14 protein-coding genes and 2 pseudogenes are annotated in these 16160 nt (G+C 58.0%); 5 read left to right on the forward strand and 11 right to left on the reverse strand.

All coding sequences use genetic code 11. The features are described 5' to 3' along the window. Positions 1-5: 5 nt before the first annotated feature. A complete protein-coding gene (locus AU14_RS04585) occupies positions 6-1121 on the forward strand; it encodes an ABC transporter ATP-binding protein (protein ID WP_041339310.1) in 1116 nt (371 codons plus the stop codon). A 5-nt stretch (positions 1122-1126) separates the two neighbouring features. Here the strand turns inward: AU14_RS04585 and AU14_RS04590 are convergent. After that, a pseudogene (locus AU14_RS04590) lies at positions 1127-2658 on the reverse strand (cryptochrome/photolyase family protein). Between the two features lie 108 nt (positions 2659-2766). Beyond that, positions 2767-3759: a GTP 3',8-cyclase MoaA gene (moaA, locus tag AU14_RS04595; RefSeq protein ID WP_041339313.1), complete on the reverse strand. Its 993-nt coding sequence runs from the start codon at positions 3757-3759 to the stop codon at positions 2767-2769. A gap of 252 nt (positions 3760-4011) precedes the next feature. Here moaA and AU14_RS04600 point away from each other — a divergent pair, with 252 nt between their 5' ends. Then, a complete protein-coding gene (locus tag AU14_RS04600) occupies positions 4012-4449 on the forward strand; it encodes an RrF2 family transcriptional regulator (RefSeq protein ID WP_041339316.1) in 438 nt (145 codons plus the stop codon). On the opposite strand, the gene AU14_RS04605 is transcribed toward AU14_RS04600, so the two are convergent. From AU14_RS04605 to AU14_RS23200, 4 genes are read right to left on the reverse strand one after another with little or no spacing between them, the layout of a single operon-like run. Continuing rightward, positions 4446-5540: a fatty acid desaturase family protein gene (locus AU14_RS04605; RefSeq protein ID WP_041339319.1), complete on the reverse strand. Its 1095-nt coding sequence runs from the start codon at positions 5538-5540 to the stop codon at positions 4446-4448. The two genes, AU14_RS04600 and AU14_RS04605, sit on opposite strands and share 4 nt — an antisense overlap. A gap of 53 nt (positions 5541-5593) precedes the next feature. Continuing rightward, positions 5594-6070, reverse strand: a complete 477-nt coding sequence (locus tag AU14_RS23190; protein WP_041339322.1) for a flavin reductase family protein — start codon at positions 6068-6070, stop codon at positions 5594-5596. Continuing rightward, positions 6067-6300: a ferredoxin reductase domain-containing protein gene (locus AU14_RS23195; RefSeq protein ID WP_330217957.1), complete on the reverse strand. Its 234-nt coding sequence runs from the start codon at positions 6298-6300 to the stop codon at positions 6067-6069. The genes AU14_RS23190 and AU14_RS23195 overlap by 4 nt, the downstream gene beginning before the upstream one ends. After that, entirely contained in the window at positions 6264-6695 is a 432-nt protein-coding gene (locus tag AU14_RS23200; protein ID WP_330217958.1) for an FAD-binding oxidoreductase, read from the reverse strand. The genes AU14_RS23195 and AU14_RS23200 overlap by 37 nt, the downstream gene beginning before the upstream one ends. 194 nt (positions 6696-6889) lie before the next feature. Between AU14_RS23200 and AU14_RS04620 the strand changes: the two genes are divergently transcribed. Then, entirely contained in the window at positions 6890-7519 is a 630-nt protein-coding gene (locus tag AU14_RS04620) for a TetR family transcriptional regulator (RefSeq protein WP_041343606.1), read from the forward strand. Here AU14_RS04620 and AU14_RS04625 read toward each other — a convergent pair. After that, entirely contained in the window at positions 7509-8951 is a 1443-nt protein-coding gene (locus AU14_RS04625) for a WS/DGAT/MGAT family O-acyltransferase (RefSeq protein WP_041339326.1), read from the reverse strand. The genes AU14_RS04620 and AU14_RS04625 overlap by 11 nt on opposite strands. A 197-nt stretch (positions 8952-9148) precedes the next feature. Here AU14_RS04625 and AU14_RS04630 point away from each other — a divergent pair, with 197 nt between their 5' ends. Together AU14_RS04630 and AU14_RS04635 are read left to right on the forward strand one after the other, a co-directional pair. Next, positions 9149-9532: a CidA/LrgA family protein gene (locus tag AU14_RS04630; RefSeq protein WP_041339329.1), complete on the forward strand. Its 384-nt coding sequence runs from the start codon at positions 9149-9151 to the stop codon at positions 9530-9532. After that, positions 9529-10260, forward strand: coding sequence for an LrgB family protein (locus AU14_RS04635; RefSeq protein WP_041339331.1), 732 nt, complete (start codon positions 9529-9531; stop codon positions 10258-10260). Before AU14_RS04630 ends, AU14_RS04635 begins: the two co-directional genes overlap by 4 nt. 26 nt (positions 10261-10286) lie before the next feature. Here AU14_RS04635 and AU14_RS04640 read toward each other — a convergent pair whose 3' ends face one another. From AU14_RS04640 to tmpT, 4 genes and pseudogenes are all read right to left on the reverse strand, one after another. After that, positions 10287-11852 carry a SpoVR family protein gene (locus AU14_RS04640; RefSeq protein ID WP_041339333.1) on the reverse strand — a complete coding sequence of 522 codons (1566 nt, stop codon included), beginning with the start codon at positions 11850-11852 and terminating at the stop codon, positions 10287-10289. Beyond that, positions 11849-13144 carry a YeaH/YhbH family protein gene (locus tag AU14_RS04645; RefSeq protein WP_041339335.1) on the reverse strand — a complete coding sequence of 432 codons (1296 nt, stop codon included), beginning with the start codon at positions 13142-13144 and terminating at the stop codon, positions 11849-11851. Before AU14_RS04645 ends, AU14_RS04640 begins: the two co-directional genes overlap by 4 nt. Before the next feature lie 33 nt (positions 13145-13177). Beyond that, positions 13178-15100: a PrkA family serine protein kinase gene (locus AU14_RS04650; protein ID WP_041339337.1), complete on the reverse strand. Its 1923-nt coding sequence runs from the start codon at positions 15098-15100 to the stop codon at positions 13178-13180. Positions 15101-15479: 379 nt separating this feature from the next. Continuing rightward, positions 15480-16132: pseudogene (gene tmpT, locus AU14_RS04655) on the reverse strand (thiopurine S-methyltransferase). Positions 16133-16160 lie beyond the last annotated feature (28 nt).

Consider the following 16160-nt stretch of genomic DNA (forward strand, 5'->3'; position numbering starts at 1 on the left):
CAACAATGTCTCAACTGGAACTGCGTAAAATTCGCAAAACCTATCCCGGAGCGGCTGAGGAGACCCTCAAAGGTATCGATATCGATATTGCCTCGGGCGAATTCCTGATTCTGGTCGGTCCTTCCGGCTGCGGTAAATCCACCCTGATGAACACCATCGCCGGGCTGGAAGCTATCTCCGAGGGCGAAATCGTGCTCGACGGCAAGGACGTCTCCGGCGTGGAGCCCAAAGACCGGGACATCGCCATGGTGTTTCAGTCCTACGCCCTGTATCCGACCATGTCGGTGCGCGAGAACATCGCCTTCGGCCTGAAGATCCGTGGCATGCCGAAAGACCAGATCGAGCAGGAAGTGGAGCGGGTCGCCGATCTGCTGCAGATCTCCCACCTGCTGGACAAGAAGCCGTCACGGCTGTCCGGTGGCCAGCAGCAGCGGGTCGCCATGGGCCGCGCCCTGGCTCGCCGTCCGCGCATCTATCTGTTCGATGAGCCGCTGTCCAACCTGGACGCCAAGCTGCGTGTGGAAATGCGCACCGAGATCAAGAAGCTGCACCAGCGCCTGCAGACCACCATCGTCTATGTCACCCACGATCAGATCGAGGCCATGACCCTGGCTGACCGCATCGCGGTGCTGAAGGACGGTGAGCTGCAGCAGCTGGGCACGCCTAAGCAGGTCTATGATTCGCCGCAGAACATGTTCGTGGCAGGCTTCATGGGGTCACCGGCGATGAGCTTCGTGCACGTGAATGTCGAGCAGGGCGAGCAAGGCCTGCAGGCCGAAGTGCAGGGTGGCGACGGCCGCTCGCTGAAGCTGCCGCTGCCAGAGTACCTGGCCGATCGCGTTGGCAAGAGGGTGGTGCTGGGCATTCGTCCGGAGCACATCACCCAGCCCCAGGATCAGAAAAGCGATCAGGCCCTGGTCACCACCGGCGAGTTCACCATCGAGGTGACCGAGCCGACCGGCCCGGACGTGATCGCCCTGATTCGCCTGAACGACACTAATGTTCACTGCCGGATCGATCCGGAGCACCCGGTGACATGGGGCGAAACGGCCGAGCTGATGTTCGATATGAAGAAAGTGGTGTTTTTCGATCCGGAAACCGAAAAACGCATCACTGGCTAAAGGCCTTACAGCTGCTCGATCTGGTCCAGCAACTTGTTGGCCCGGTTGAGCAGCGCCTCCTTCCTTTCCGGTTTCTGCTTGTCCCAGTTGCGATACATCATGCCCATGCGCGGGTTCTTGGCGAAGTCGTCCCGATGACGGTCGATGAAGTGCCAGTAAAGCGCGTTGAACGGGCAGGCATCCTCTTCCGTGCTCTTGTTGACGTTGTAGTGACAATTGGCGCAGTGGTCGGACTGACGCTGTATGTACTTGCCACTGGCCGCGTAGGGTTTGGAGCCCAGGTAGCCACCATCGGCGTGCATCACCATGCCCAGCACATTGGGTAGCTCTACCCAGTCGTAGGCGTCGGCATAGACCGCTAGATACCAGTCACAGATTTCTTCCGGTTTGACCCCGGCCAGCAGCGCAAAGTTGCCGGTGACCATCAGGCGCTGGATGTGGTGGGCGTAGGCGTTGCGGCGGGTGCTGTCGATGGCCTTGTGCATACAGCGCATCTTGGTGTCACCGGTCCAGTAAAACCAGGGCAGGGAGCGGGTATTACCCAGCCGGTTTTCTTCGGCGTAGCCCGGCATATTCATCCAGTAGATACCGCGCACAAACTCCCGCCAGCCCAGAATCTGCCGCACGAAGCCTTCCACCGCATTGATTGGTGCCTGCCGGCGTACCAGGCCTGGGTGGCAGCCTCGCACACGCTAAGCGGGTCCAGCAGGCCGCTGTTGATGTACGGCGACAGGATGGCGTGGAACAGCCAGTCCTCGTGATCCGACATGGCGTCCTGGAAATCGCCGAAGCAGGGTAGGGCGTAATCGATGAAGTGCGCCAATGCCTGCTCTGCGTCCTCGGCGGTGACGGCAAAATGGAAGTCGTCGGTGGTGCCGAAATGATCCGAGAAATGCTCGTTGACCAGATCGATCACTGCTCGGGTGGTGTCATCCGGCTCCACCCGGAAGGTGGCCGGGGCGGCAGGTTTGCCGGTCCATTTGCGCCGGTTGTCGGCATCGTAATTCCACTCCCCACCCTCGGGCTTGCCGTCCGGGTCCATCAGCAAGCCGGTCTTGCGGCGCATCTCCCGGTAGAAAAACTCCATGCGCAACTGTTTGCGGCCTTCGGCCCAGTCCTGGAATTCCTGTTTGGTGGCGATAAACCGGGTGTCCGGCCGGATTTCCACCGGCAGGTCGAACTGCTTGTGCCACTCGCTGATCTGCGCATGCAGGCGCCATTCACCGCATTCAGTGGTGATGATCCGTTCCGGTTTCAGGTCTTTGGCCTGGGCGGCGATCACGGCTTCCAGGCTTTGATGCTCGTTATCTGGATGGTAGTGCTGGTAATGCACCTGCCAGCCATCTTTCTCAAGCTGTTGGGCGAAGTGGCGCATGGCGCTGAACAGCAGGACCAGTTTTTTCTTGTGGTGATTGGTGTAGCTGGCTTCGTCGTGGACTTCTGCCATCACGATCCGGTCGTGCTGCTTGTCGGCGTCGTCCAGTGCACTGATGTCCGGTGTGAGCTGGTCGCCGAGTATAAGGATCAGGTTTGCCATGGCCGGGGCGTGCTCCGTGTCAGGAATTCGCGAGTGGATGCTAGCGATACGCCTGTGGCAGGGAGACGGTTCATGGCCGATCCGGAAGATCGACGATTGGCAGGGGGCTTAGCCCCCGGTCATATTCATGAAGCGCAGGATCTGGACATCGCCTTCGCTGGAAAAGTGGTGGCGCTCGGGTTTCAGATCCATCGCGTTGATGATGGTTTCCCGCAGTTTCTCATTGCTCTCCGGATGACTGCGAAGCACGTGGCGCAGGTCTACCGAATGCTCGTTGCCCAGGCACAGCAGCAGACGCCCTTCCACGGTAACCCGTACCCGGTTGCAGGTGGAGCAGAAGTTGTGGGAGTGAGGTGAGATGAAGCCCACCTTGGTGTTGCTGTCCGGCATCCGGAAGTAGCGCGCCGGGCCACCGGAATCCTCCGGAGTTGGCATCAGTTCGTGGTGCTGGCGGATGATGTCGCGCACTTCATCGCTGGTGCACAGCGCTTCACCGCGATCGTGCTCGGAGATTTCCCCCAGCGGCATTTCCTCAATAAAGGTGATGTCGATGTTCTTCCGGCGAGCAAAGTCTACCAGTGCCGGCACTTCCTCATCGTTACCGCCTTTCATTACCACGGTGTTCAGTTTAATCCCTTCAAACCCGGCTTCCCGGGCCGCGTCGACACCGTCGAGCACCTGGTTCAGTCGGCCGGTGCGGGTGATGCGATGAAACTTGTCCGGATCGAGGGAGTCGAGACTGATGTTCAGGCGCTTCAAGCCGGCTTTGCGAAGAGGCTCGGCCATGGTGGTGAGCTTGCTGCCGTTGGTGGTCATGGCGAAATCCCGCAGGCCAAGGCTGCCGATGTCCTTGACCAGTTCGAGAATGTCCTTGCGGACCAGGGGTTCGCCACCGGTCAGTCGGATCTTCTCGGTGCCCAGATCCACAAAGGTTCTTGCCACTTGCGCCAGCTCTTCCAGTGACAGTATCTGCTGGCGGGGCAAAAAGGTCATTTCCTCCGCCATGCAGTATACACAGCGGAAGTCGCACCGGTCGGTCACGGACAGACGTACGTAGTCCACGGTGCGACCAAAGCGATCTGTCAGCTTGCTGCGGGCCATTGGTTTTGCTTCCTGCCGGCTGAATGAGAATTGAGATACGTTAATTCGAGTATCGCAGATTAAATCCCGGAATCCGATCCCCCTGCGTGAGTTCGGTGGTTCGGGTAAAGCAGTTGGGCAAACCCTTAAACAGGATATTGGTCTGGGCGGCGATGCAAGGTGCGGTCTGTCTGTGTCGGAGGACAAAACCGGTTATTGGCTTTCTCCGTATATATCGATCCTATTCAATACAAAGCAGACCTGGAGTACCGAATGCACATCACCCGATACACTGACTACTCATTGCGAGTGCTGATTTATCTTGCGGTGCAGGGTGATCGCCTGGCTACCATCCAGGAAATTGCCGACAGTTACGAAATTTCCAAGAACCATCTGATGAAGGTGGTGCACCAGCTCAACAAAAAGGGCTATATCGAGACCATCCGCGGAAAAAAAGGCGGTATGCGCCTGCTGATGGCGCCGACCGAAATCAGGGTAGGGGTTCTGGTGCGGGAGACCGAACAGGACCTCAGCATTGTTGAGTGCTTTACCTCGAAAAACGCCTGTAAGATCGCGCCGGTGTGTGGAATGAAAGGTATGTTTGGTGAAGCGCTGGAGGCATTTCTGGGGGTGTTGGATAAGTACACGTTGGCCGATGTGATTCAGGATCAACATCGGCCGCAGTTGCTGCGACTGCTTCAGGTCGCCTAGGCCACGTCCAGCACGGGCAACCGTGCCCGCAGCCGGTCCGGTAGTGAAAAGGCAGCGATGCGTTTGAGCACGGTGCCATACTGCCGGGCGAAGCTGCCGGTGTTGTAGTGAATGCCGTGCTTGGCGCACACTTCCTTTACACGCTCGGATATTTCCGGATATCGATGGGCGGGCAGGTCCGGGAACACGTGGTGTTCCATTTGGAAACTCAAGTGTCCGCTCAGCAAATGCACCCATCGGCCGCCGGTGAAGTTGGATGAGCCAGAGAGCTGGCGCAGGTACCAGTGGCCTTTGCTTTCACTCTTGCCATCGCCCCAGCACTCTTCTTCGGTAAAAGTCTCGGCATCCTGGGTGAAGTGGCCGCAAAAAATCACGGTGGACGACCACAGGTTACGAATCAGATTAGCGCCAATGTTGCCTGCCAGCACGATGGGCGCGACCGGAAAAGTCAGCAGCGGGAAAAACACATAATCCTTGAACGCCTGACGCCCGCCCTTCCTGAGAAAATCCTTCAAGAACGGAAGTTTCGATTTCAGGGTGATCTCTCGACGGTGCAGGCGTTCCGTTTCCAGTTCGTGCAGGCCCACCCCCCATTGAAAGAAGGTGCTCAGCAGAATGTAGTTAATAAACTGCAAACTGTGCCTGGGCCGCCACGCTTCGTCATCGCTCAGGCGCAGCACGGCATAGCCGTAGTCCCGATCTTTTCCGATGATGTTGGTGTAGGTGTGGTGCTCATAGTTGTGGGTACGGCGCCAGGAATCGCTAGAGCAAGCGGTGTCCCACTCGTAGGTCTGTGAGTGCAGGCTGGGATCGTTCATCCAGTCGTACTGACCATGCATCACGTTGTGCCCGATCTCCATGTTCTCGATGATCTTGGACAGCCCCAGGGCCACGGTGGCCGCCACGAACACCGGTGGAATGAAGCCAAAGGGCATCAAGACCCGGCCACCTACCTCCAGGGTGCGATGAAGGCGCACAACCCGGCGGATGTAACGGGCATCTCGTTCGCCCAGGTCGGCCAGCACGTCGTTACGGATTGCGTCGAGATCCTTTTCCAGCTCTGTGAGCTGGGCTTCAGTCATCTGTTTCATGGTGTGCTCCTTGCCATGCCCTGAGACACGGCCGTTCTGTTCGAATAAAGCGGTTAAATATCAAGGGCCACTGGGCCCTGAGGGATGGAGATGCACAGTTGGATGGTGTCCTCTCCCGGGCCGGATGATTGGCCGGTAAGGCGGTTTACAACTGTGCCGCTGGTTTTCCGGCAACTGCATTGGTGGCAAATGCCCATGCGGCAGCCATGCTGAGGCGTCAGGCCAGCCGCTTCGGCGATCTCCAGTAGCGGTGCGTCACCGCTTGAATCGACATCCAGATTGCTCCGGGCAAACCGCACCTTGCCGCCCAGCTCCTCGCAGCCGAGGTCTGTTTGTGGCGCAGAGAAATAAGTGCTGTGGATCCTGTCCCGGCTCACGCCTTGGGCATCGAGCAGCTCGCCCGCCAATGACATCAAGCCCTGCGGGCCGCACAGGAAAACATCGCGGCTGCTGAGATCGCTGATCGCGCCGAGATCCGCATCGGTCAGATAGCGTGGTTCGCTGGAGCCTTGAGTCGTAATGACCTTCACCGAGAGCAGATCATGCTGGCTGCCAGATCTTCCAAGTGTTCGCCGGCGATCGCATGGTTGTGGTCCCGAACGAAATACAGCAGCGTCACCGGGGCGCGGAAGCCCTGGATCGCCATGGTCTTGAGCTGGCTCAGGATCGGGGTGATGCCACTGCCACCGGCAATAAACAGGATGGGGCGGACAGGTTCGGGTATCAGGAAGTCGCCAAACGCCTCGCTGAGGCCCACCACGCGCCGGCTTTCAGCTGGTCGTGCAGCCAGTTGGTCACCCGGCCGCCAGGTAGTCGTTTGATGGTCAGAGTGACCAGTCCCTCGTCGTGCCAGAGTGTGGTCGAGCTGGACAGGCTGAAGGTGCGGTGGTGACGAACGCCGTCGATCTCGACACAAATGTTCACATGCTGTCCGGCGGCGAAGCCTTGCCAGCGTCGGGCTGGTTTTAGCACGAAGGTTTGAGTGTCGGAGGTGTCCCGAATAATCCTCTGGACTCGTGCCGGTGTGTACTCTTGTACCCACATCGGGTTGATGCTCTCGAGTAACGGATCAAAGAACGCGACCCCATCGTTTCGGTTAAAGAGCTGTCTGCCAAGCCATTGAAGTGGTGTGCTGTGGTTCTGTCGTGCCAACATGATCTGTTCTCCGCGATGCAGTCTGCACTTATGTGTACAGTTGTTCACTAATGTGTACGACTGTACACCCGAGTTGGCGAGCTCACAACGGGGAGTTTACATCTGGCGCAAAATGACTTGCTTTGGGTACCTTAATTTTTTCGTGTGTGTACACTTGTCACCAACGCTTTAACCGCAATGGCTACGGGTAAATGATGGCGGAAAGACAACGCAGAAAGCCGGGTGAGACCCGTGAAAAACTGATGAGTGCGGCGCTGACTCTGGTGGGCAAGGGCCGGCATTTTGCCAGTCTCGGCATTCGGGAAGTTACCCGGCAGGCGGGTGTGGTACCCACCTCGTTCTATCGCCACTTCCGCAATATGGACGATCTGGGGCTGCAGTTGGTGGACGAGTTGGGTCTGGTGCTGCGCCGCATGATGCGGGAGGCCCGAGAGCATGTGTCGCAGGCGGATAAGTTGATTGAGGAGTCAGTGGACATCTTTATTAGCCACGCTCAGGCCAACCGCAGTTTCTTTCTGTTTATGGCGCAAGGATTGGCGGGCGAGAGCAGGGCAGTTCAGGATGGGATTCGCAGCGAAATGCGTTTCTTTGCCAGCGAACTGGCCAACGACTTGCGCCGGTTACGTCTGGTGGATCATCTCAGCGACAGCGATCTGGACATGACCTGTGACCTGGTGGTGCGCAGTGTTGCCTTCAGTCTGACCGACCTGCTGGGGGTGTCTGCCGGCGATGACTACCAGATCGACCAGATCCGGAAGCGGACCATCCGCTTCCTTCAACTGATCTTTGTAGGTGCCGCCAACTGGAACAGCGTTAGCCAGTAACCTTCTTTTTGGTCGCGCGCCGGGTGGTTTTCGGTTTCGGCGGAATCACCAGACTCTCCAGTTCATCCAGGGCTTCACCGGTATAAACGGCCAGCTTCTGCATGCTTGGCAGGGTGTCCCTGCAGCCGGTATATCCGAAGTTAAGCGAGCCATCGTAGCTCAGGCAGGTAATGTTGAGTGCGCCACCGTGGGCGATCAGCGACACCGGGTACATGGCCTCAAGTTTCGCACCTTCGTAGTACAGCGTGCGCTGGGGGCCTGGAACATTGGATATGGTGACATTGAACACCGGCCGCATGCGACCACCCAGCCCGGACATCAGTTGAAGGATATAGGGCGACATCAGCAGCATCGTGTACTGGGTCAGCGCACTCTTCGGCAGCTTCTGCAAATGTTCCTTGGCGCGACGAGTGGAAGATTTGATCTCCTGCAGACGGTTGAGCGGGTCGGCTTCGTTGGTCGCCAGGGAGGCAATCATGAAGCTGATCTGAGTGCCGGTGCCTTCGTCGTCTGCCGGGCGAATGTTAACCGGAATACCGGCCGTCATGGCGGTATCTGGCAGGTCATCCTGCTCCAGCAAGAACCGGCGCAGGGCAGTGCCGCACAGGTACAGCACGATGTCATTCAGTGAACCGCCGCTTTCGTGGGCTACGGCTTTGATGCGATCCAACTGGTAGTGCTGGGTGGCGAGTCGCCGTTGGCCAGTAACCCGGTGGTTGATCTTGGAGACCGGCCCCATGAAGGGCGCCGCGAGCCCATCCTCAGGATGGCGCACGGAGTGCAGCAGGCGATTGCCCGCTTGCCAAAGCCGTGGTGCCATATCGGCCTGCAGCTTGAGGGCATCTTTGGCCTGGGCAATGGCTGCGGGGATGCTGGCTTCCGCGTCCGTTTTGCTGCCGCGCCGACGCTCGGGCTGCACCGACCAGGGTGGTGCCATGTCGCGCTTGTCGGGATCCGTGGTCAGCACCCGCTGCAACAGGCGCACGCCGCTGATGCCATCAATCAGGGAATGATGCATCTTAGTGTAAAGAGCAAAGCGGTTGTTTTCCAGGCCCTCAATGACGTGGCATTCCCACAGCGGCCGGGCAAAATCCAGCGGGTTGGAATGCAGGCGGGACACCAGAATGCCCAACTCACGCTCACCGCCGGGGCGGGGCAGCGCGGAATGGCGAACGTGGTAATCCAGATCGATGTCTTTGTCGATCTTCCAGCCGGGAGCGACCAGTCTTCCCAACAATCCGGACCCGGCCAGCTTGTAGCTCCAGGGCGGAGCAACCTCACCGGTTTCTTTCATGCGGGTGACCAGATCACGCAAAAAGGTTTCGGGAGCGCCTTCTGGCAGCGAAAAAATTTGCAGGTTCCCCACATGCATCGGGGTGTCCTCAGACTCCACGGCCAGCCAGGAGGCATCCAATGTTCCCAGGCGTTTCATTCCTTGTTGTACTCCACGAGTTAAAAATTCTACTTGTTAGCTGCAAGTATACTGATAACGAATTAAGTTCACGATCCTCGCGCTACTAAAGTTCCGTTTTTTACAACATTTCTCGTTCGACTTCCGTTGAGTGTTCAGTACAGTCTTAAGTGGCTATGCTCTGAAAAGAACCGTATTCGCCGGCCGGAGCCCTTGCCATGCAGTTTCTCAACGGAATAACGCTTTTGCTGGTTTACCAGTTGGCTGGTGAAATCACCGTGCGCTTGGCGGGCGTGCCCATTCCAGGGCCGGTCCTGGGTATGGTAATGCTGTTCATCACTCTGTGGATCCGGGGCCGGACGCCGGATTCTGTTGAACAGGCATCGTCCGCATTGCTGGCCCATCTGTCACTGCTTTTTGTGCCGGCCGGTGTTGGCATGATGGCACACTTCGATCGCATCGCTGATGAGTGGCTGCCTATCACTCTGGCGTTGTTGTGCAGCACCGTGATAACCATGATCGCAACGGCACTGATCATGCAGGTAACCACGCGCTGGCTGGTCAAGCCCGACAGCTCTGCACAGGGAGGGTCGGAGCAATGAATGATCCCGGTCTGAAAGACATCTGGGTTTACCTGTCGGCATCGCCCCTGCTGGGACTGACCATCACCCTGGTGGCCTATGGCCTGGCCTACCGGTTTTACCTGCGGACCAGCTCCAACCCGCTGGCCAACCCGGTGGTGACGTCGGTGGCCATGCTGATTGGGCTGCTGCTGCTCACCGACACCTCCTACAACGACTATTTCGAAGGCGGCCAGTTTGTTCACTTCCTGTTGGGCCCAGCCACCGTGGCCCTGGCGGTGCCGCTGTACCAGCAGTTCTCCCGGTTGCGCCAGCTCTGGCTGCCGGTGACCATTTCCCTGATCTGCGGCGTGTTGATCGCCGCCGGCAGTTCCATCGGTCTGGCCTGGCTGTTGGGCGGTTCGCTGGAAATCCAGATGTCGCTGGCGCCGAAATCGGCCACGGCACCGGTGGCCATGGGCATTTCTGAAAAGATCGGCGGGCTGCCATCGCTGACGGCAGTACTGACGGTTGCAACCGGTATCACCGGCGCGGTGTTGGGCACCAAACTGTTTGATTGGTTCCGGGTGAAAGACGATGCCGCCCGAGGTATTGCCATGGGCGTGGCCGCCCACGGCATTGGCACCGCGCGGGCGTTTCAGGTCAGCCGCCAGATGGGTGCGTTCTCTGGCTTGGCGATGGCGTTGTCGGCCTTCGCCACGGCTCTTATAGTGCCCTGGTTGGTGGATTGGATGCAGATGCTGCTCTAACGAATAAGCTTGTCGCGCCAAGGACCTCAATCGTCATCTTCATCTAGAGAATGCCGGGGGCAGTGGTACTCCTCAACCACAGTACCCTCATCAACACTCTCCAGGTGCACATCAAAGCCCCACAGCCGGTGCACGTGGCGCAGCACTTCTTCGGTTTCATCCCCCAGAGGCACTCGGTCGACCGGGACATGTCGCAGGGTTAGTGAGCGATCGCCGCGCACATCCACGTTCCAGACCTGGATGTTGGGTTCGCGGTAACTGAGATTGTATTGGCGTGCCAGTTTTTCCCGGAGAATGCGGTATCCGGGCTCGTCGTGAATGGCGGTCACGCGGTACACGTCTTCCTGATCGTCGTTCTGGATAGAGAACAGCTTGAGGTCGCGCATCACCTTGGGCGACAGGAACTGCTGGATGAAGCTTTCATCCTTGAAGTTGGCCATGGCGAAATGCAGGGTTTCGACCCAGTCGGTACCGGCGATGTCCGGGAACCACTGCCGGTCTTCATCGGTTGGGTGCTCGCAGATGCGCCGCAGATCGGTGTAGATCGAAAAGCCCAGGGTGTAGGGATTCAGGCCTGAATACCAGGGGCTGTTGAAGGGCGGTTGGTACACCACGGCGGTGTGGCTTTGCAGGAACTCCAACATGAAGCCGTCGTTCACCAGGCCTTTCTCATACATGGAGTGCAGCAGCGTGTAATGCCAGAAAGACGCCCAGCCCTCGTTCATCACCTGGGTCTGGCGTTGAGGGTAGAAGTATTGGCCCAGCTTGCGCACGATGCGAACGATCTCCCGTTGCCAAGTTTCCAGCAGGGGCGCGTTCTTTTCGATGAAGTAGAGAATGTTTTCCTGGGGCTCCTCGGGGAAGCGAAGCTTATTGTTCACCGCATCGTCGTCATCGTTAGACCGCGGAATGGTGCGCCACAAGTCATTGATGCGCCGCTGCTGGTATTCCTCTCGTTCCTGTTGCCGGCGCTGCTCCTCGGAGGCGGAAATTGGGGCCGGGCGTTTGTAACGGTCGACGCCGTAATTCATCAGGGCGTGGCATGAGTCGAGAATCTGCTCCACCGCATCCACGCCATGACGTTCCTCGCATTCGGCTACATAATTGCGGGCAAATACCAGGTAATCGATGATGGCACTGGCGTCGGTCCAGGTGCGGAACAGGTAGTTGCCCTTGAAGAACGAGTTGTGGCCGTAGCAGGCGTGGGCAATAACCAGCGCCTGCATGGGCAGAGTGTTCTCTTCCATCAGATAGGCAATGCAGGGGTTCGAGTTGATGACGATTTCATAGGCCAGCCCCATCTGGCCCCTCTGATAGCCCTTGGATGTGCTCAGGAATTGCTTGCCGAACGACCAGTGGTGGTAGCCCACCGGCATGCCCACCGAACTGTAGGCATCCATCATCTGCTCGGCGCTGATCACTTCAATCTGGTTCGGGTAGGTGTCCAGCCCGAACTCCGCCGCGCATTTGGCAATTTCCTCGTCGTACTTGCGGATCAGATCGAAGGTCCATTCCGAACTGGTGGAAATGGGCTGACGGTCCCCGGACTGCCCGTTTTCCGGCAGGTTGGGACGATCCATGGTGTCGGTCATGCGGCTTTCCTCTCAAACAGCTGTCGGAATACCGGATAGATCTCGCCCGGATCGGCGATTTGTTGCATGGCGAAGCTATTGGGGAAGCGCTCCATGATTTTTTCGTACTCGTACCACAGCATCTGGTGATCCTGGGGCGTGATCTCGGTGTAGGCGTAATACTGCACCAGCGGCAGGATGCCCTCAGCCAGGATCTTGCTGCACACCGGTGAGTCGTCGTTCCAGTTGTCGCCGTCCGAGGCCTGGGCGGCGTAGATGTTCCACTCCGATGGCGGATACCGGGATTCAACAATCTTCTTCATCAGCTTCAGGGCGCTGGAGACTATGGTGCCGCCGGTTTCCCGGGAGTAGAAGAACTCCTCTTCGTCCACCTCTTTGGCACTGGTGTGGTGCCGGATGAACACCACCTCAATCTTCTTGTAGTTCTTCTTCAGAAACAGGTACAGCAGGATGAAGAAGCGCTTGGCAATGTCCTTGTGCATCTGGGTCATCGAGCCCGATACATCCATCAGGCAGAACATGACGGCACTGGTGGCCGGCTGCGGGTGTTTCTGATGCTGGCGGTAGCGCAGGTCGATTTCGTCGATGAACGGGATGCGCCGGATGTTGGCTTTCAGGCGGGCGATTTCCTCCTCCAGGACCTGGATCTGGTCTTCATGGCTGAAGGCCGGGTCCAGATCCTCGGGCGCCATTTTCAGCGCCTCGAGCTGCTCTTCCAGGTCGCGGATCTTTTTCTTACGGGCGCCGCCCAGGCCCAGCCGGCGGGCATGAGCGCCCCGGAGCGAGCGCACCACATCGAGTTTGGCCGGGACACCTTCGGTGGTGAAGCCGGAGCGGACGTACTTGAAGGATTCGGTGTCTTTCAGTTTCTTGCGGGCCAGGTTAGGCAGTTCGAGGTCGTCGAACAGAAAGTCGAGAAACTCCTCCTGGGTGATCTGGAAGGCGAATTCATCCATGCCCTCGCCATCGGGGCTGGCTTTGCCTTGGCCCTGCCCACCACCACCGCCCCCGGGCGGCTTGGGGATAGTATCGCCAGCGACAAACTCCTGATTGCCCGGGTGGACCATTTCGCGTTTGCCACCCTGGCCATGATGGAAAATCGGCTCTTCGATATCCTGGCTTGGAATGCTGACGCTCTCGCCCCGCTCAATGTCGGTGATCGAGCGCCGTTGCACCGCATCGGCCACGGCTTTCTTGATGTGGTGGCGGTACCGGCGCAGGAACCGTTCCCGGTTCACCGCGCTTTTGTTCTTGCCGTTCAGTCGCCGGTCGACGACGTGGGTCATACCCATAGCGCTACTCCAGTTCAGCGGTTGGCCGCTGACTTAGTGAGACTTACGAACCCGCAGGTACCACTCTGCAAGCAGGCGAACCTGTTTCTCCGTGTAGCCTCTATCGACCATACGCTCGACGAACTGCTTGTGTTTCTTCTGATCTTCCTGACTTGCTTTCGGGTTGAAAGAAATAACCGGCAGCAGATCCTCGGTGTTCGAGAACATCTTCTTCTCGATCACGCTGCGCAGCTTCTCGTAACTGAGCCAGGACGGGTTGCGGCCCTGGTTGTTGGCCCGCGCCCGCAGGACAAAGTTGACCACCTCGTTGCGGAAGTCTTTCGGGTTGCTGATGCCCGCCGGTTTCTCGATCTTCTCCAGCTCATCGTTGATGGACGAGCGGTCGAGAATCTCGCCGGTTTCGGGGTCCCGGTATTCCTGGTCCTGAATCCAGAAGTCGGCATAGGTGACATAGCGATCGAACAGGTTCTGGCCGTATTCGCTGTAGCTCTCCAGGTATGCGGTCTGGATTTCCTTGCCGATGAACTGGACGTAGTGAGGTGCCAGGAATTCCTTGATGAAGCGCAGGTAGCGCTCCTGAACCTCGGGCGTGTATTGCTCCTGTTCAATCTGTTTTTCGATCACGTACAGCAGGTGCACGGGGTTGGCCGCCACTTCCGCGGTATCAAAGTTGAACACTTTTGACAGGATCTTGAACGCGAAGCGGGTGGACAGGCCGTCCATGCCCTCGTTCACGCCGGCGGCATCCCGATACTCCTGAATTGACTTGGCCTTGGGATCGGTATCCTTGATGTTCTGGCCGTCGTATACGCGCATCTTGGAGAAGATGCTGGAGTTTTCCGGTTCCTTGATCCGCGACAGCACCGAGAACTGGGCCAGCATGTCGAGGGTGTCGGGGGCGCAGGGGGCACCGGACAGGGAGCTGTTCTTCAATAGCTTCTTGTAGATCTCGATCTCTTCGGTGACCCGAACACAGTAGGGCACTTTCACGATGTAGACCCGGTCCAGAAACGCCTCATTGTGCTTGTTGTTGCGGAAAGTCTGCCATTCCGATTCGTTGGAGTGGGCCAGGATCACGCCGTCAAAGGGCACCGAACCCATACCTTCGGTGGTGTTGTAGTTGCCTTCCTGAGTTGCGGTCAGCAGCGGGTGCAGCACTTTGATCGGTGCCTTGAACATCTCGACGAATTCCAGCAGGCCCTGGTTGGCTTTGCACAGGCCACCGCTGAAGCTGTAGGCGTCGGCGTCGTCCTGGGAGAAGTCCTCCAGCATGCGGATGTTAACCTTACCCACCAGGGCAGAGATGTCCTGGTTGTTGTCGTCGCCGGGCTCGGTCTTGGAGACCCCAACCTGGTCCAGTACCGAGGGATATCTTTTTACAACCTTGAACTGGCTGATGTCGCCGCCGAATTCGTGCAGCCGCTTGACCGCCCAAGGCGAAATAATGTTTTGCAGGTAGCGGGAGGGGATGCCGTATTCTTCCTCCAGGATCTGGGCGTCCTCCGCGGGGTCAAACAACCCAAGCGGCGATTCGTTCACCGGTGAACCCTTGATGGCGTAGAAGGGCACCTTTTGCATCAGGGCCTTGAGCTTTTCCGCCAGGGACGATTTACCACCGCCAACCGGGCCGAGCAGGTACAGGATCTGTTTCTTCTCTTCCAGGCCCTGGGCAGCATGGCGGAAGAAGGAGACGATGTTTTCCACGGCTTCTTCCATGCCGTAGAACTCGGAGAATTCAGGGTATCGCTTGATTACCTTGTTGGAGAAGATGCGTGACAGGCGAAGGTCACGGGAGGTGTCGACAAGTTCTGGCTCGCCAATGGCAATTAACATTCGTTCAGCGGCCGTGGCATAGGCCGTTGGGTCCTTTTTGCAGATCTCCAGGTATTCCTCCAGGGTGAATTCTTCTTCCTGGGTACTCTCATACCTGTCTTTAAAGTGCTGCATGATGGTCATAGATGGCGCCTCGCTTGCTCTCTTATAATCGACTCTCAGTTCACGCAATATCCCCGTTGCATCGGTTCCGCCTGTGAGGGCGGTCTGTGTAGTTATGGGTGGAAGAAATGGATACATACAAGCAGCCCGGCAAATACGGAGCTGCGGCTGCCTGCTTAATTTGAGCTTAGTTCACGCTCGAAAAATAGGACAGTGGGGATGTGGTTAAGGTTCATTAAATTGTGTTACGGGGTGGAGGGCTGGAGCGCAAGGAGTGTCTTTGTGTGACCGCTTGTTGAAACTCGCTGGGCTCAGACAAACAAGCGGTCACACAAAGACACCCCTTACACTCCGATCACGCGTTGGGCGTGGGTCAGGGTGTAAGAGGCGGAATAGAGAGTTATTTCTTGGTTAGGCGGAACACGCTTTCGGTGGCACCGGCCAGGCCTTTGCGTTTGGTGAACGGGTGGTCCTTGGCCAGGGTGTTGGTGAGGATGTGTTCGACGGTGTAGTCCGCCGAGTAGAGCTCCATGACTTCTTCATCGCTGACGTTAAACGGCGGACCTTTGATTTCGGTATCGTAGTCGAGGGTGATTAGCAGTATCTTGGTGTCATCCGGGATGATCGCGGTCAGGTGTTCCACGTAGCTCTTTCGCATGTGGGGTGGCAGGGCGATCAGGGCGGCCCGGTCGTAAACCAGGCGGATGTGTTTCAGGTCGGCAGGGACGAGCTGGAAAAAGTCGCCGCACCAGAGTTCCAGGTTATCGTGCTTGAAGGTTATGAACGGCTCGCCCGGGTGCACCTTGCTTTTTCGCCGCCTTCCTCGAAGAAGTCCTTGCAGGCGACTTCGCTTAGCTCGACGCCGATCACCGGGTGCCCGCGGTCGTGCAGCCACCACATGTCGTGGGCTTTACCGCACAAAGGGACAAAAACGGCGCTGGCGGGCTTGCCGGCGAGCTCCGGCCAGTGGTCGTAGAGGTACTGGTTAACGGTGCCCTCGTGAAAGCCAATTTCCTTTTTGGCCCAGCGTTCATGCCAGAACTCGTGATCCATGGTTTTCCGCTCCATCTGGTTTGGACGT

Source organism: Marinobacter similis (assembly GCF_000830985.1).
In the GTDB taxonomy this organism is placed as follows: Bacteria; Pseudomonadota; Gammaproteobacteria; order Pseudomonadales; family Oleiphilaceae; genus Marinobacter; species Marinobacter similis.

Bases quoted from the DNA above. Each gene is read 5' to 3' on its own strand.
- AU14_RS04585 (WP_041339310.1), top strand. From the start codon at position 6: ATGTCTCAACTGGAACTGCGTAAAATTCGCAAAACCTATCCCGGAGCG.
- moaA (WP_041339313.1), bottom strand. From the start codon at position 3,759: ATGGCCCGCAGCAAGCTGACAGATCGCTTTGGTCGCACCGTGGACTAC.
- AU14_RS04600 (WP_041339316.1), top strand. From the start codon at position 4,012: ATGCACATCACCCGATACACTGACTACTCATTGCGAGTGCTGATTTAT.
- AU14_RS04605 (WP_041339319.1), bottom strand. From the start codon at position 5,540: ATGAAACAGATGACTGAAGCCCAGCTCACAGAGCTGGAAAAGGATCTC.
- AU14_RS23200 (WP_330217958.1), bottom strand. From the start codon at position 6,695: ATGTTGGCACGACAGAACCACAGCACACCACTTCAATGGCTTGGCAGA.
- AU14_RS04620 (WP_041343606.1), top strand. From the start codon at position 6,890: ATGGCGGAAAGACAACGCAGAAAGCCGGGTGAGACCCGTGAAAAACTG.
- AU14_RS04625 (WP_041339326.1), bottom strand. From the start codon at position 8,951: ATGAAACGCCTGGGAACATTGGATGCCTCCTGGCTGGCCGTGGAGTCT.
- AU14_RS04630 (WP_041339329.1), top strand. From the start codon at position 9,149: ATGCAGTTTCTCAACGGAATAACGCTTTTGCTGGTTTACCAGTTGGCT.
- AU14_RS04635 (WP_041339331.1), top strand. From the start codon at position 9,529: ATGAATGATCCCGGTCTGAAAGACATCTGGGTTTACCTGTCGGCATCG.
- AU14_RS04640 (WP_041339333.1), bottom strand. From the start codon at position 11,852: ATGACCGACACCATGGATCGTCCCAACCTGCCGGAAAACGGGCAGTCC.
- AU14_RS04645 (WP_041339335.1), bottom strand. From the start codon at position 13,144: ATGGGTATGACCCACGTCGTCGACCGGCGACTGAACGGCAAGAACAAA.
- AU14_RS04650 (WP_041339337.1), bottom strand. From the start codon at position 15,100: ATGACCATCATGCAGCACTTTAAAGACAGGTATGAGAGTACCCAGGAA.